The organism is Pseudomonas sp. NPDC089392 (genome assembly GCF_044749595.1).
In the GTDB taxonomy this organism is placed as follows: domain Bacteria; phylum Pseudomonadota; class Gammaproteobacteria; order Pseudomonadales; family Pseudomonadaceae; genus Aquipseudomonas.
On the sequence record NZ_JBIVIF010000032.1, the window covers coordinates 16933 to 32114 of the forward strand.

Genomic DNA, 15182 nt, shown 5'->3' on the forward strand with positions numbered 1-15182 from the left:
GCATGCCCACCGCGCCGCTGGCCGAACCCGGTATCCGCATCGGCCTTGCCGAGCTGATCGACATGCGCCACCGCGTGCGCGAAATCCAGCTGTTTTCCAAGCCCGGCCAGCGCAGCCCGCTGGTGGGCCTGCACCACTCCAAGCTGCGCGGGCGCGGCGTGGACTTCGACCAGGTACGCGTTTACCAGGCCGGTGACGATGTGCGCAACATCGACTGGCGGGTTACCGCGCGCACCCAGGAGCCGCACACCAAGTTGTTCCACGAAGAGCGCGAACGGCCGATCTTCATCCTCGTCGAGCAAAGCCAGCGGCTGTTCTTCGGCTCGGGGCTGATGTTCAAGTCGGTGCTGGCGGCCCAGGCCGCGGCACTGTTCGGCTGGGCTGCGCTGGGTCACAACGACCGCATCGGCGGGCTGGTGTTCGGCGACAACGAACACTACGAAATCAAACCCCGGCGCAGCAAGCAAAGCCTGCTGCAACTGCTCAACCGCCTGGCCAAGGTCAACCAGGGCCTGCATACCGAGGCCGTACCGCAGGCCGACAGCCTCGGCATGGCCCTGCGCCGGGCCCGCGAAGTACTGCGCCCCGGCAGCCTGGCCATCGTGATCTGCGACGAACGCTCGCTGAACGCACAGGTTGAACAGCACCTGGCCATGCTCTCGCGCCATTGCGACTTGCTGCTGCTGCCGGTGTCCGACCCGCTCGACCACGCCCTGCCTGCCGCCGGCCTGCTGCGCTTCGCCCAGCGCAGCGCCCAACTGGAGCTCGACACCCTCGACGCCAACCTGCGCCAGGCCTACCGCCAGCAGGCCGAAGCACGCATCGAACGCTGGGAACTGATGGAGCAAAAACTGCGCGTGGTACTGATGCCACTGAGCACCCAGAGTGAAATGATCGAGCAACTGCGCGAATACCTGAACGCCCAGCGGCCACGGAGCGCGTCATGAACCCGCTCGACCAACTGCACCCGCTGATCGCCCCGGCGCCAATCGGCCTGTGGCCGCCGGCACCGGGCTGGTGGGTGCTGCTGGCCATGTTGCCACTGCTGGGCTGGGGCCTGTGGCGGCTACGCCGCTGGCGCCCGGGCAAACGCCGCATCGTGCGCGCCGAGCAACCACTGGACCCCGTGCGTGCGGAGGCCCTGGCCGAGCTGGCCCGCCTGCCACGCCCGTATGACGGCGCCCCGGCCGGTGCCTGGCTGCAACAGATCAACGCCCTGCTCAAGCGCCTGTGCCGCAGCCACTACCCCGGCGCCAACAGCCACACCCTCAACGGCCGCCAATGGCTGGCGTTTCTCGACAACCGCTGCCCCGCCGCCGGCCTGACCCGCTGGATGGTGCTGGTCGAAGGCGCCTACAAACCCGAGTGCAAGCTGGAAGACAAAGCCATCATCGGGCTCAGCCAAGCCGTCGAAACCTGGATCCGCAAGCATGTTTGAACTGGCCTGGCCGTGGATCTTCGCCCTGTTGCCGCTGCCGTGGCTGGCGCGGCTGCTGCTGCCGGCCGCCGACAGCGGCGAGCCGGTGCTCAAGGTAGGCTTCCTCAACGAACTGGAAGGCCTGGCCGGGCGCCGCGCGCGGCTCAACCTGCCCACCTGGCGCCAGCAGGCGCCGTTCGTCGCCATCTGGCTGTTGCTGCTGTGCGCCGCCGCCCGCCCGCAATGGCTGGGCGAGCCGGTCCCGGTGGCCGCCAGCGGCCGTGACCTGCTGGTGGCGGTGGACGTGTCCGGGTCGATGGACTTCCCCGACATGCAATGGCACAACGAAGACATCAGCCGCCTCGACCTGGTCAAGGCACTGCTTGGCGACTTCCTGCAGGACCGCGAAGGCGACCGCGTGGGCCTGATCCTGTTCGGCAGCCAGGCCTACCTGCAGGCGCCGCTCACCTTCGACCGGCGCACCGTGCGCACTTTCCTCATGGAAGCGCAAATCGGCATCGCCGGCAAAAACACCGCCATCGGCGACGCCATTGGCCTGGCGGTCAAGCGCCTGCGCCAGCGCCCGGCACAAAGCCGGGTGCTGGTGCTGATCACCGACGGCGCCAACAATGGCGGGCAGATCCACCCGCTGACCGCCGCCCGCCTGGCCGCGCAGGAAGGCGTGCGTATCTATACCATCGGCATCGGCGCCAACCCCGACGCCAGTGGCACCCCCGGCCTGCTCGGCCTCAACCCGAGCCTGGACCTGGACGAAGCCTCGCTCAAGGAAATTGCCGACATCACCCACGGTGCCTACTTCCGCGCCCATGACGGCGCCGAACTGGTCGCCATCGGCGACACCCTCGACCAGCTGGAACCGGTAGCCCAGCAACCGACCCAGGCACGTACGGCCAAAGCCCTGTACGCCTGGCCCCTGGCCCTGGCGCTGCTGCTCAGTGTGCTGGCGGTGGTGGCCGTGCAATGGCCCGACAACCTGCTGCAACGCCTGCTGCGCAAGCCGCGCTTCCTGCAGCCGCACCCGGAATGGCGCCAGCGCCTGAAGCGCCTGCGCCTGAGGAGGCGGCGATGATCGACCTGTGGCCACAATGGTTGCGCCCGCTCTGGCTGCTGGCCGTGCCCTTGCTCGGCTGGCTGCTGTACAAGCTGTGGCACCGGCGCAAGCGCGCCGGGCGCTGGCAGATGATTCTGCCGCCGGCCTTCCATGGCGTGTTGCTGGGTGGTGGCAGCGGCAGCAGCAGCAAGCTGCCGTGGGTGGCGCTGGGCCTGGCCTGGGCGCTGATTATCCTGGCCCTGCTCGGGCCCAGCTGGCAGCGCGTGGAAGAAAACCGCCAGCGCCCGGCCGACCCACTGGTGATCCTGCTTGAACTGACCCCGCAGATGCTTGCCGAGGACAGCCCACCCAACCGCCTGGAACAGGCGCGGCGCAAGATCCTCGACCTGCTCGAACACCGCCGTGACAGCCAGACCGCACTGGTGGTCTACGCAGGCTCCGCGCACACCCTGGTGCCGCTGTCCGATGACCTGAGCACCACCCGCAACCTGCTGGAAGCAATCGACCCGTCGATCATGCCCAAACCCGGCCAACGCGCTGATCTGGCCGTACAAAAAGGCCTGGCATTGCTGGCCCAGAGCGGCCTCGGCCAGGGCCGCCTGCTGCTGATCGGCTCGTCGCTCAGCGCCCCCGAGCGCCAAGGCATCACCCAGGCGCTCGGCCGCCAAGGCCCAAGCCTGCTGATGCTGGGCATCGGCAGCCGCGAAGGCGCGCCGGTGCGCCAGGCCAGTGGCGAATACCTCAAGGACGACAAGGGCGGCATCCTCCTGCCACGGCTGGACAGTGCCAGCCTCAAGGGCTTTATCAGCGACACCGGCGGGCGCTACCGCCATGCCCGCATCGACGACCTCGACCTGCGTGGCCTGGGCCTGTTCGACAACCCCCGCCTCGGGCGCAGTGACGGCCAGACCCTGCAACTGGACAGCTGGGCCGACCAGGGTTACTGGCTGCTGATCCCGCTATTGCTGCTGGCCGCCTGCGCCGGCCGCCGCGGCTGGCTGTTCTGCCTGCCGCTGCTGCTGGCCCTGCCGCAGCCCAGCCAGGCCTTCGAGTTCAACGACCTGTGGCTGCGCCCCGACCAGCAAGGCCAACGCCTGCTGGAAAAAAACCGCCCAGCCAGTGCTGCGCGCCACTTCCAGGACCCACAATGGCGCGGTATGGCCCTGTACCAGGCCGGTGACTATGCCGGTGCCGCCGAGGCCTTTTCCCAAGGCGACAGCGCGGCAGCCCACTACAATCGAGGCAATGCCCTGGCCCGCAGCGGCGAATTGGAGGCCGCCCTGGACGCCTACGAGCAGGCCCTGGAGCGCCAGCCCGACCTGCAACCTGCGCTGGACAACCAGGCGCTGGTGCAACAAATGCTGCAACAGCGCGAGGCCAAGGCCGAGGAACAACCGGCCAGCAGCGATGCCCAAGACACGCCCGGCAGCGAAACCGAAGGCAATAGCAGCTCGGCCAGCAGCCCGACTCAGGGCACGCCCGGCAGCGAAGAGCAAGCCAGCGCCGAACAACCCGGTGAAGGCAGCAACAACAACCAGGCCGCGCCCGGCAACCAGGCGGGCGCCGATGACAGCGTCATCCAGCCGCCGCAGCGCCCGGTGTCGACCAGCCTCGATGCCGAACAGCGCCAGGCCCTGGAACAATGGCTGCGGGAGATCCCCGACAACCCGGCGGAACTGCTGCGGCGCAAATTCTGGTATGAACAGCAATTGCATCAGGAAACCCCACGATGAGTCGCTTCGGCGTCTTTCTCCTTACCCTGCTGTGGGCCGTGCTGGCCCAGGCCGATCCGCTGCTGCGGGCCAGCGTTGACCGTACCCGCCTGGAAGCTGGCGAAAGCCTGGAGCTGACCCTGGAAAGCCAGGACGTCACCCAGTTCGGCAAGCCCGACCTGCGCGCCCTGGAAGGCGACTTTGAAGTGCGCGGCACACGCCAGTTGAACAGCCTGCACACCCTCGACGGCGAAACCCGCGCCAGCACCCGCTGGATCATCACCCTGCTACCGCGGCGCAGCGGCAGCCTGCGCATTCCCGAGCTGCAGCTGGGCCAGTCGCACAGCCAGGCCATCGAGTTGCAAGTGCTGCAGGCCGATACCAGCCGCCAGGACAGCGCCTCGCAGGTGTTCGTCGAGGCAACCCTGGACAGTACCGACGTCTACGTCCAGGCCCAGGCCGTGCTGACCCTGCGCATCTACCACTCGGTGGCACTGTACGACGACAGCAGCCTCAGCCCGCTGCAACTGGAGAACGCCAAGGTCGAGCCGCTGGGTGAGTCGCGCACCTATGAAAAGGAAATCAACGGTGTACGCCACGGCGTGATCGAAACCCGCTATGCCGTGTATGCCCAGCAAAGCGGCAGCCTCGACATTCCGCCGCTAACCTTCACCGCTACCGCCGCTGCCAGCAGCGACGAAGCCCCGCAAGCCAATGGCACGGCCCGCGCCGGCCGCCAGGTGCAGGTCAGCTCGCTACCACTGCAACTGACCGTGCGCCCTATTCCGGCAGCCTGGCCTGCTGGCGTGCCGTGGCTGCCAGCCCGCAACCTGACCCTGGAAGAGCACTGGAACCCCGACCCCGGTAGCCAGCAGGTGCAGATTGGCGACTCGCTGACGCGCAACATCACCCTGCGCGCCGAAGGCTTGTCCAGCACCCAACTGCCGCCACTGCCGGCCACCGAAATCATCGGCCTGCGCCGCTACCCCGACCAGCCGCTGCTGCGCAATGAAATCAGCGACCGCGGCATGACCGCCAACCGCGAAGAGCGCGAAGCGCTGGTGCCAACCCACAGCGGCACGCTGGCCCTGCCGGCACTGGAAGTGGCCTGGTGGAACACCCGAGAAGACCACTTGGAGCACAGCAGCCTGCCGGCGCGCACGCTGAATGTGCAGGACAATCCGGCGCTGAGCGCCGACACCCCGGTGGCCGACAACAGCAGTGCCAGTACCTTGCTCTGGCCCTGGCAGCTGGCGACTCTGGTATTGGCCCTCACCACCCTGCTGGGCTTCACCCTGTGGTGGCGCGCCCGCTCGCAACCGGCGGTGCTGCGCGCTGCGCAGGCCGGGCCGAGCCCGCGAACCCTGCTGGACGACCTCAAGCGTGCGTGCCAGGCCAATGACCCCCAGGCCACCCGGCAGGCACTGGATGCCTGGGCCCGGCAGCAGCCGGAAACCCTGGCCGAGATGGCGGCGCGCTTCGTGCCGTTGTCGGATGCGCTGGATGGGTTGAACGGGGCGTTGTACAGCGAGAGTGGGCAGTATTGGCAGGGTGAGGATTTGTGGCGGGCGATTGGCACGATACCGCCGGCTGAGCAGGTGTTGGTGCCGGCTGGCGAGAACGGCAGTTTGCCGCCGCTTTATCCCAAGTGATGATGTGCTGCCTGGGCTGGCCTCTTCGCGGGTAAACCCGCTCCCACAGGGATATCACTGCGTTTAATGGCTGTGAAATACCTGTGGGAGCGGGTTCACCCGCGAACACCGGCGCAGCCGGTGCCAGCCACGAGATTGCGTTATGGCTGACAGGTGTTCTGGCAGCACATTTTCAGCGCCTGCAGATGTTCGTCGATGTATTTTCGGTGCATGCAGGTGTTCGTCGATAAATTTCCGGCGCCTGTGAGATCGAGCGCCGCCCGCGCGGCGCTTCGCGGCTAAAGCCGCTCCTACGTTTGTTTCGGGCCAGTTATGCCTGTGGCATTTGCGCGCGAACGCCTTGGCGCATGCCTCGATATCGCGTCGTACAAGCAAGGCGGTCGCGCGCACCAGGCACAGGACGGATTGGCCCGAAACAAACGTAGGAGCGGCTTTAGCCGCGAAGCGCCGCGCGGGCGGCGCTCGATCTCACTGGCGCTGAAAATATTGCGGTGAACACTTGCGGCGCTCGATCTCACAGGCGCTGCAAATGTGATGACGCCCCCCTGGCAGCCCTTACCCAATCCCCCGCCCTGCTCCCCCCCGCAACCAACACTTCCTTCACCTGTAAGACATTTCTGAACCTGCAACCAAATACTTCAGGATCAACCCGCTTAGGAATTATCCTACGCCCGCTGCCGAACTATCGCTGTTGTCGGAAAAACACCTCACGGATAACGTTTCCGGGTCGCTTCGGTGACCGGGTGTGAGAACCCGGCAGAGATTTTACGCAGCACCTCTATGGTGGCCGTACGTGGGCAGGTTTCGGCCTGGCCGGGTCTTTGCGTATTTCTCCTCGGTTTCTCACCCCGCGTACGGCTGCCACCCTCAATCCGTGAGAAAGATTCAGGTGGCAGTTCCCTTCTGTTTCAGAGGAATACGCCATGAAGAAGATCGTACCCGGTCCGCCCGCAATACTGACCGCCCCCCCTTCTACACCATCAACCAGGACACACCCTCGGTTGACGCCCTGGTCCACACCCTCCAGCTGATGGCCGGCATTGAAGACTCACTGGACGAATACATCTGCGCCAACGCCGGTGTACCCGGCATCAACATGCTGGTCAACGCGGTGCATTACTTGCAGATGACCAAAGCCCTGGCCGAGTTGCTGCTGCACCGGCAGACCGGGGATATCACTCGGGGCTGACTGCAGCCTTTGTAGGAGCGGCTTTGCGTCGCGATAGGGGTGCGAAGCGCCCCCAGGGTCTTCGCATCACCGCAAAATCGCCGAGGCCGCTTTGCGGCCCTTTGCTACCGGTCCGGCGCCCCGGCAAGACCGCTCCCACAATGAACCGCAAACCCTTGATGATCCTGCTTAAAACCATTCTTCTCTACGCAGCCGGGCAGCCGCCTGAGCGGGCTGCTCTGCGACTGCCTCGGTTGGCCCTGGCTTGGGTGGGAAGGGATCATTCGGATTCAGAAGCGCGTCGATCATTGGCGTTGCATTGGATGCATTGCCTTGTGGACCACTCAGCAGAGGTTTGGGGCTCCTTTTATCCTGCCTGGATGCCAACTCACTGATCAAAAGCATTTGTTGCTCGTACAGCGCGCTGTGGGTTCTCTTGGACTTCGAAATCATACTGTCGACCATTTGCGAACCCAGTGTGTTGTACCGTTTAACCAACTGATCTGTAGTTTGCTGCTGAACTTTCTTCACGGAGATTGGCTTGATCCGCACGGGTCGCCGTGAAAGAACATTTCTCTCGAACCCATGCCCACTTGGATCCTGCCGATTAACAGGATCATTGGAACAATAGGCGTAGCTGTTCAACCCACCCTCACCAAAAGGGCTGAAGCTGTCCGCCGACAGAAAGCGCATCAGAACCGGGCTGAACGCACGGTACCCATTACCCAACAAGTAGCTCGCCAACTCAACGGCCAGCCGCTCGCCATTGAAGCCGAGTAGCGTGCTTCTCGATGGCCTTGTGGAGTACCCGTATGCCGTATAGATCTGTGACAAGATAGCCATCGCCTCGCTTCACGTGGATGAAAGCGTTGTAGTTTGCTCAAGCACAATTTTTCAGCCGCAAACTACGGCAAGGCAACTGACAAAAATACCAGGCACGCGCGGTCCCTTGTAGGAGCGGCCTTGTGTCGCGATAGGGGTGCGAAGCGCCCCGGGATCTTCGCTTCACCGCAAAATCGCCGGGGCTGCCTGGGCTGGCCTCTTCGCGGGTGAACCCCCACAAGGACACCGCTGCTTTCAAGGGCGGCGAGATACCTGTGGGAGCGGGTTCATCCGCGAACACCGGCGCAGCCGGTGCCAGCCACGAGATTGCGTCAGGGCTGCCAGGTGTTCGGCAGCACATTTTTGGCGCCTGCAGATGTACGTCGAAGTATTTTCGGTGCATGCGGGTGTTCGTCGATAAATTTTTGGCGCCTGCGAGATCGAGCGCCGCGCGGGCGGCGCTCGATCTCACAGGCGCTGCAAATGTGATGACGCCCCCTGGCAGCCCTCACCCAATCCCCTGCCCTGCCCCCCACAACCAACACCTCCTTCACCTGTAAGACATTTCTGAACCTGCAACCAAATACTTCAGGATCAACCCGCTTAGGAATTATCCTACGCTCACTACCGAACTATCGCTGTTGTCGGAAAAACACCTCACGGATAACGTTTCCGGGTCGCTTCGGTGACCGGGTGTGAGAACCCGACGATAAGCAAATTTCGGTCAGCTTTCATGGCGGCCGTGCGCGGGCAGACTTCGGTCTGGCCGAGTTTTCCTTTGCTTCCTCGGTTTCTCACCCCGCGTACGGCTGCCACCTAAACCCGTGAGAAGGTTGTGGTGGTGGCATTCTCTGATCAAGCAAAGGGTTTGAATCATGAAGAAGATCGTCCCCGATCCACCCGCAATCCTGACAGCCCGCCCCTTCTATACCATCAACCAGGACACACCCTCGGTTGACGCCCTGGTCCACACCCTCCAGCTGATGGCCGGCATTGAAGACTCACTGGACGAATACATCTGCGCCAACGCCGGTGTACCCGGCATCAACATGCTGGTCAACGCGGTGCATCACGTGCAGATGACCAAAGCCCTGGCCGAGTTGCTGCTGCACCGGCAGACCGGGGATATCACTCGGGGCTGACTGCAGCCTTTGTAGGAGCGGCCTTGCGTCGCGATAGGGCCGCAAAGCGGCCCCGGCATTCTTGCAGTGATACAAAGATCCCGGGGGCGCTTCGCACCCCTTTCGCGACACAAGGCCGCTCCTACAAAAAGCGGGATCGCATCATGGCTGCCAGGTGTTCGTCAGCACATTTGCAGCGCCTGCAGATGTTTGCCGATATTTTTCAGGCGCCTGTGAGATCGAGCGCCGCCCGCGCGGCGCTTCGCGGCTAAAGCCGCTCCTACGTTTGTTTCGGGCCAGTTATGCCTGTGGCATTTGCGCGCGAACGCCTTGGCGCATGCCTCGATATCGCGTCGTACAAGCAAGGCGGTCGCGCGCATCAGGCCACAGGACGGATTGGCCCGAAACAAACGTAGGAGCGGCTTTAGCCGCGAAGCGCCGCGCGGGCGGCGCTCGATCTCACAGGCGCCGGAAATTTATCGATGAACACCCGCAGGCACCGCAGATCCACCGACGAACACCCGCAAACACCGAAAATCCACCGACGAACATCCGCAGACGCTGTAAACCCACCGACAACAACCAGCAGCCCTCACCCAATCCCCCGCCCTGCCCCCCAACCCCATGCTTGGGTTACCATACCGCCCTCGCGCAACGCCCATCCCCCAAAGCCAAGCCCTCGCTTGCTCGACTCGACACCAACAGGTCATCCATGCGTCTGTTTCATACCTCCGACTGGCACCTGGGCCAAAGCCTGCACGGCCAGGAACGCGATTTCGAACACGCCTGCTTCCTTGACTGGCTGCTCGGCCAACTCCGCCTGCGCCAGCCGGATGCGCTGCTGATCGCCGGCGATATCTTCGACACGGTCAACCCGCCGGTCAAAGCCCAGGAGCGCCTCTACGACTTCATCGTCCAGGCCCACGAGCAACAGCCCAAGCTGGACATCGTGATGATCGCCGGCAACCACGACTCCGGCTCGCGCATCGAGCTGCCCGCCGCGCTCATGCGCCGCCTGCGCACCCATGCCCTGGGCCGGGTGCACTGGCTGGACGAGGGCCAGCTGGATGCCGAGCGCCTGCTGATCCCGCTGACCAACGGCCGTGGCAAGGTCGCTGCCTGGTGCCTGGCCCTGCCGTTCCTGCGCCCGGCCGAGGTGACCGGCCCGCAACTGGGCGACGACTACCTGCAAGGCATCACCCAGGTGCACCAGCAACTGATCGCCGCCGCGCAAAAAAAGCGCAAGAAAGACCAGGCGCTGATCGCCATCAGCCATGCGCACATGGCCGGTGGCGCGGTGTCGGAAGATTCCGAGCGCAGCCTGATCATCGGCAACGCCGAGGCGCTGCCGGCCAAGCTGTTCGACAAATCCATCAGCTACGTCGCCCTGGGCCACCTGCACAAGCCGCAGAAGGTCAACCGCGAAGAGCGCATCCGCTACAGCGGCTCGCCAATCCCGCTGTCGTTCGCCGAAATCAACTACCCGCACCAGGTGCTGGAAGTTGAGTTGGACGGCAACGCCCTGGTCAGTGTCGAAGCGCGCCCGGTACCGCGCGCCGTGGCCCTGCAACGGGTCGGCCCGGCCCCCTTAGGCGAACTGCTGCAGCAACTGGCCGACCTGCCGGTGATCGACCTGCTCGAAGACCCCAACCGCCAGCCCTGGCTGGAAGTGCGGGTGATTCTCGACGAGCCGCAGCCTGACCTGCGCCAGCAGATCGAAAGCGCAATTGAGGGCAAGGCCGTACGGCTGATCCGCATCAGTGCCGAATACGCTGGCCGCAACAACGCCGAAGACGATGACCTGGCCTTTGTCGAACTGGCCCAGATGACCCCGCAAGACCTGTTCAGCCGCGCCTGGGAGCAGGCCTACGGTAGCGCTGTCGACGAGCAGGCGCTGGCCGACTTTGCCCTGCTGTTGCAGGACGTGCAGCAGGAAGAGGAGCAGCCATGAAGATTCTCGCCATCCGCCTGAAGAACCTGGCATCCCTGGCCGGCCCGGTCGACATCGATTTCACCGCCGAACCGCTGGCCAGCGCCGGCCTGTTCGCCATCACCGGGCCCACCGGTGCCGGCAAGAGCACCCTGCTCGATGCCCTGTGCCTGGCGCTGTTCGGCACCGTGCCGCGGCTGAACGACATTGGCCGTGAGGCCAAGGTACCGGACGCCGACGGCGACATCCCCACCTCCGACCCGCGCAACCTGCTGCGCCGGGGCACTGGCAGCGGTTTTGCCGAAGTGGATTTCGTCGGCATCGACGGCCGCCGCTACCGCGCCCGCTGGGAAGCCAACCGCGCCCGCGACAAGGCCAACGGCAAGCTGCAGCACAGCCGCCAAAGCTTCTACGACCTGGACAGCGAGCAGGTGCTGGGCAGCGGCAAGAACGAATACAAACAACTGGTCGAAGCCCGCCTGGGCCTGAACTTCGAGCAGTTCACCCGGGCGGTGATGCTGGCCCAAAGCGAGTTCGGCGCGTTCCTCAAGGCCGACGACAAAGAGCGCAGCGAGCTGCTGGAAAAGCTCACCAACACCGCCATCTACACCCGCCTGGGCCAGCGCGCCTTCAGCAAGGCCCGCGAAGCCGGCGAAGCGCACAGCGCCCTGAAAGACCGTGCCAGCCACCTGCTGCCAATGGTCGCCGAAGCCCGCGCCGAGCTCGACCAGCGCCTGGAACAGGCGCAGCAGCAGTTCAAGGCCGACCAGGCTGGCGAGCGCCAGCTGGAACAGCAACGCAACTGGCTGAATGAGCAGCGCCAGCTGCAGGCCCAACACGCCGAAGCCGGCACCGCGCTGCAAGCCGCCGAACACGACTGGCAGCAACTGGCCGAGCCGCGCCTGGACCTGGTGCGCCTGGAGCGCCTGGCCCCGCAGCGCCACCAGTTCCACCGCCAGCAGACGCTGACCGCGCAATTGGCGCCAGTGGCAGCAAAAATTGCCGAACAACAGCAACAGCAAAGCGAACTGCAGCTGCGCACCAGCGAGCTCGAACAGGCACTGAACGCTGCACGCCAGGCACTGGCCGATAGCCAGGCCCAACACAGCGAAAACACCCCGCGCCTGCGCCAGGCTTTTGCCGCCCAGGACAACCTGGCCCGCCTGGACCAGGAGCTGGCCGCGCAACGCAGCGCCAGCCAGCAGGCCGACCAGCAAGTTGCCGACAGCCAGCAGCAGCTGCAGCAACTGGAGGAAAACCAGCAGCGCAGCCTGCAGCAGCTGGCGCAAATCGACACCGCGCTCGCCGACAGCCAGCACCTGGCCGGTCTGGCCAATGCCTGGCACGCCTACCTGCCGCAACTGAAACAGGTGATGCTGATCGGCGGCCGCCTGGCCAAGGGCCGTGAAGAACTGCCCGGCCTGCAGGCCCAGGCCAGCCAGGCCAATGCGCACTTGCAGGCCGAGCGCGACGCCTACGACATGCTGTTCCGCGAGGCCAAGGCCGAGCCCCAGGCCCTGGCCGAGCAGATCGACCTGCTGGGCGGCATGCTGCAGGACAACCGCAAGCAGCAGCGCGCCGTCGAAGTGCTTGCGCGCCTGCATGGCCGTGAGCTGGAGCTGCGCCAGCAGCTGGATGCCGTGCGCGAGCGGCAACAGCAGGCCATGCAGCAACGCCAGCAACTGATCGGCGAAGGCACTGCGGCCAAGGCCGAGCTGGAGGCCGCCGAGCAGGCGCTCAACCTCACCCGCCAGTTGCTGGAGCGCCAGCGCCTGGCCCGCAACACCAGCGTCGAAGAGTTGCGCGGCCAGTTGCGCGACGGTGAACCCTGCCCGGTATGCGGCAGCGCCGAGCACCCGTTCCATCAGCCTGAAGCGCTGCTGCAAAGCCTGGGCCGCCATGACCAGGCCGAGGAAGACGCCGCACAAAAGCAGGTCGAAACCCTCAACAGCAAGCTGGTGGAGCTGCGTACCCAGCTGGGTGTGGTCAACGCCCAGCTCAAGGACTACCAGCAGCAACAGCAGCAACTGGGCGAACAGCTGCAACCGTTGGTGGCCCAGGTGCAGGCGCACAGCCTGTGGCCGGCGCTCGCCCCGCAGGACGACAAGGCCCGTAGCACCTGGCTCGACAGCCAGCTACGGCGCCTGGACGAAGAAATCAGCCAGGACGAGAAGCGCCAGGGCGCCCTGCTCGCCCTGCAAAAAGATGCCTCCCGCCTCAACCAGCAACTGCAGGCTGCCCAAGAGGCGCAACAGCAAGCCCAGCGCCACCTGGAGCAACAGCATCAGGCCCTGGCCAGCGACGAGCAGCAGTTGCAGCAAGGCCTGAGCGACCTGGCCAGCGTGCTGCCTGCAGAAGCCGTCAAGGCCCTGAGCGACGACCCGGCCAATGCCTTCCTCGCCCTCGACCAGCAGATTGCCCAGCGCCAGCAACACATGGAACAGCGCAAGGACGAACTGGAAGAACAGCAAGCCCGGCAAACCCAGCTGGACAAGCTGCGCGACCAGCAGCAGACGCGCGTGCAAAGCCAGCAGCAATTGCAGCAAAAGCTCGCCACCCTCGACGAGCAACGCCAGCAGGCCCAGGCCTCGCTCGGCCAGCTGCTTGGCGAGCACGCCAGCGCCGAAGCCTGGCAGCAGCATATGGACGCCGTGCTGGAGCTAGCCCGCGCCGTTGATGCCGACACTGCCCAGCGCCTGCAAGACCTGCGCACCCAGGGCGTACAACTGGCCAGCGAGCTCAAGGCCAACGCCAAGCAGCAACAGTCGCTTGAAACCGAGTGCCAGCAGTTGCAAAGCCAGATCGCCCAGTGGCGCGGCGAACACCCGGAGCTGGACGACGCCGGGCTGGATCGCCTGCTGGGCATGGATGACGCGCAGGTCAATGAACTGCGCCAGCGTCTGCAAGGTGCCGAGAAAGCCATCGAACAAGGCCGGGTATTGCTGCAGGAACGTGAACAGCGCCTGCAACAACACGCCGCACAAATGACCGTGGACACTTCGGCCGAAGCCCTGGAACAAGCCCTGACCGAGCTGCGCGAGCGCCTGGCCAACCACGAACAACAGTGCGCCGAACTGCGCGCGCAGCAGGCCGACGATCAGCGGCGCCAACAGGCGTACCAGGCGTTGGCGGCAGAAATCGACCAGGCCCACCAGCAATGGCAACGCTGGGCCCGCCTGAATGCCCTGATCGGCTCGGCCTCGGGCGATGTGTTCCGCAAGATCGCCCAGGGCTATAACCTCGACCTGCTGCTGCACCACGCCAACACCCAGCTGCGCCAGCTGGCCCGCCGCTACCGCCTCAAGCGTGGCGGCAGTGCACTCGGCCTGCTGGTACTGGACACCGAGATGGGTGACGAACTGCGCTCGGTGCACTCGCTGTCGGGCGGCGAAACCTTCCTGGTGTCGCTGGCCTTGGCGCTGGGCCTGGCATCGATGGCCTCCAGCACCCTGCGTATCGAATCGCTGTTCATCGACGAAGGCTTCGGCAGCCTCGACCCTGAGTCGCTGCAACTGGCCATGGACGCCCTCGACGGCTTGCAGGCCCAAGGCCGCAAGGTGGCGGTGATTTCCCATGTGCAGGAAATGCACGAGCGCATCCCGGTGCAGATCCAGGTGCGCCGCCAGGGCAATGGCCTGAGTGACGTGGAGGTGTGCGGGTGATTCTCTACTCGTTCCGCCGCTGCCCATGGGCCATGCGCGCGCGCCTGGCCCTGCGCTATGCCGGCTGCGCGGTGGAAGTGTGCGAGGTGGTGATGAAGAACAAGCCGGCAGAGCTGCTGGCCTTGTCGCCCAAAGGGACGGTGCCGGTGCTGGACACCGGTGCCGAGGTGCTGGAAGAGAGCCTGGACATCATGCGCTGGGCGCTGGCGCAAAACGACCCGCAGGACTGGCAGCTACAAGCCGACCCTGCGGCGGCGCAGCAGGCTGAGGCACTGATTGCGCGCAACGACAGCACGTTCAAGGCGCAGGTAAACCTGTACAAGTATGCCGAGCGCTACCCGCAACATACCCGCGAGCATTACCGCCAGCAGGCCGAGGCCTGGCTGGCGGAGCTCGAAGGCCTGCTGGCGGGCCGGCCCTACCTGCTGGCCGACCACCCGAGCATTGCCGATGCCGCGTTGCTGCCCCTGATGCGCCAGTTTGCCGGGGTCGAACCGCTGTGGTTCGCCGAGGCGGCTTATCCGCGGGTGCGGAGCTGGCTGGAGGGGTGGCTGGCTTCGGAGCTGTTCAGGTCAGTCATGGCCAAATAGCTTTACGCGATCCCTTGTAGGAGCGGGTTTACCCGC

Annotated in this window: 11 protein-coding genes; 10 read left to right on the forward strand and 1 reads right to left on the reverse strand. The window is 65.3% G+C overall.

All coding sequences use genetic code 11. The annotated features are described in order from the left end of the window. The first annotated feature begins 2 nt into the window (after window positions 1–2). From ACIP1G_RS22990 to ACIP1G_RS23015, 6 genes are all read left to right on the forward strand, one after another. Window positions 3–947 carry a DUF58 domain-containing protein gene (locus ACIP1G_RS22990; protein WP_400741046.1) on the forward strand — a complete coding sequence of 315 codons (945 nt, stop codon included), beginning with the start codon at window positions 3–5 and terminating at the stop codon, window positions 945–947. Further along, complete coding sequence (locus ACIP1G_RS22995; protein WP_400741047.1) at window positions 944–1438, forward strand: DUF4381 domain-containing protein; 495 nt, start codon at window positions 944–946, stop codon at window positions 1436–1438. The genes ACIP1G_RS22990 and ACIP1G_RS22995 overlap by 4 nt, the downstream gene beginning before the upstream one ends. After that, on the forward strand, window positions 1431–2507 hold the full coding sequence (locus tag ACIP1G_RS23000) for a vWA domain-containing protein (protein ID WP_400741049.1): 1077 nt from the start codon (window positions 1431–1433) through the stop codon (window positions 2505–2507). Before ACIP1G_RS22995 ends, ACIP1G_RS23000 begins: the two co-directional genes overlap by 8 nt. Next, on the forward strand, window positions 2504–4222 hold the full coding sequence (locus ACIP1G_RS23005; protein WP_400741050.1) for a tetratricopeptide repeat protein: 1719 nt from the start codon (window positions 2504–2506) through the stop codon (window positions 4220–4222). The genes ACIP1G_RS23000 and ACIP1G_RS23005 overlap by 4 nt, the downstream gene beginning before the upstream one ends. Then, entirely contained in the window at window positions 4219–5853 is a 1635-nt protein-coding gene (locus tag ACIP1G_RS23010; protein WP_400741052.1) for a BatD family protein, read from the forward strand. The genes ACIP1G_RS23005 and ACIP1G_RS23010 overlap by 4 nt, the downstream gene beginning before the upstream one ends. A gap of 889 nt (window positions 5854–6742) precedes the next feature. Further along, complete coding sequence (locus ACIP1G_RS23015; RefSeq protein WP_400741053.1) at window positions 6743–7042, forward strand: hypothetical protein; 300 nt, start codon at window positions 6743–6745, stop codon at window positions 7040–7042. Window positions 7043–7210: 168 nt separating this feature from the next. On the opposite strand, the gene ACIP1G_RS23020 is transcribed toward ACIP1G_RS23015, so the two are convergent. Next, window positions 7211–7855: an RHS repeat-associated core domain-containing protein gene (locus ACIP1G_RS23020; RefSeq protein WP_400741054.1), complete on the reverse strand. Its 645-nt coding sequence runs from the start codon at window positions 7853–7855 to the stop codon at window positions 7211–7213. 863 nt (window positions 7856–8718) lie between these two features. Between ACIP1G_RS23020 and ACIP1G_RS23025 the strand changes: the two genes are divergently transcribed. From ACIP1G_RS23025 to ACIP1G_RS23040, 4 genes are all read left to right on the forward strand, one after another. Then, window positions 8719–8985 carry a hypothetical protein gene (locus tag ACIP1G_RS23025; RefSeq protein WP_400741056.1) on the forward strand — a complete coding sequence of 89 codons (267 nt, stop codon included), beginning with the start codon at window positions 8719–8721 and terminating at the stop codon, window positions 8983–8985. 691 nt (window positions 8986–9676) lie between these two features. Beyond that, window positions 9677–10915 carry an exonuclease SbcCD subunit D C-terminal domain-containing protein gene (locus ACIP1G_RS23030; protein ID WP_400741057.1) on the forward strand — a complete coding sequence of 413 codons (1239 nt, stop codon included), beginning with the start codon at window positions 9677–9679 and terminating at the stop codon, window positions 10913–10915. Next, entirely contained in the window at window positions 10912–14556 is a 3645-nt protein-coding gene (locus ACIP1G_RS23035) for an AAA family ATPase (RefSeq protein WP_400741059.1), read from the forward strand. The genes ACIP1G_RS23030 and ACIP1G_RS23035 overlap by 4 nt, the downstream gene beginning before the upstream one ends. Next, entirely contained in the window at window positions 14553–15146 is a 594-nt protein-coding gene (locus tag ACIP1G_RS23040; protein ID WP_400741061.1) for a glutathione S-transferase, read from the forward strand. Before ACIP1G_RS23035 ends, ACIP1G_RS23040 begins: the two co-directional genes overlap by 4 nt. Window positions 15147–15182 lie beyond the last annotated feature (36 nt).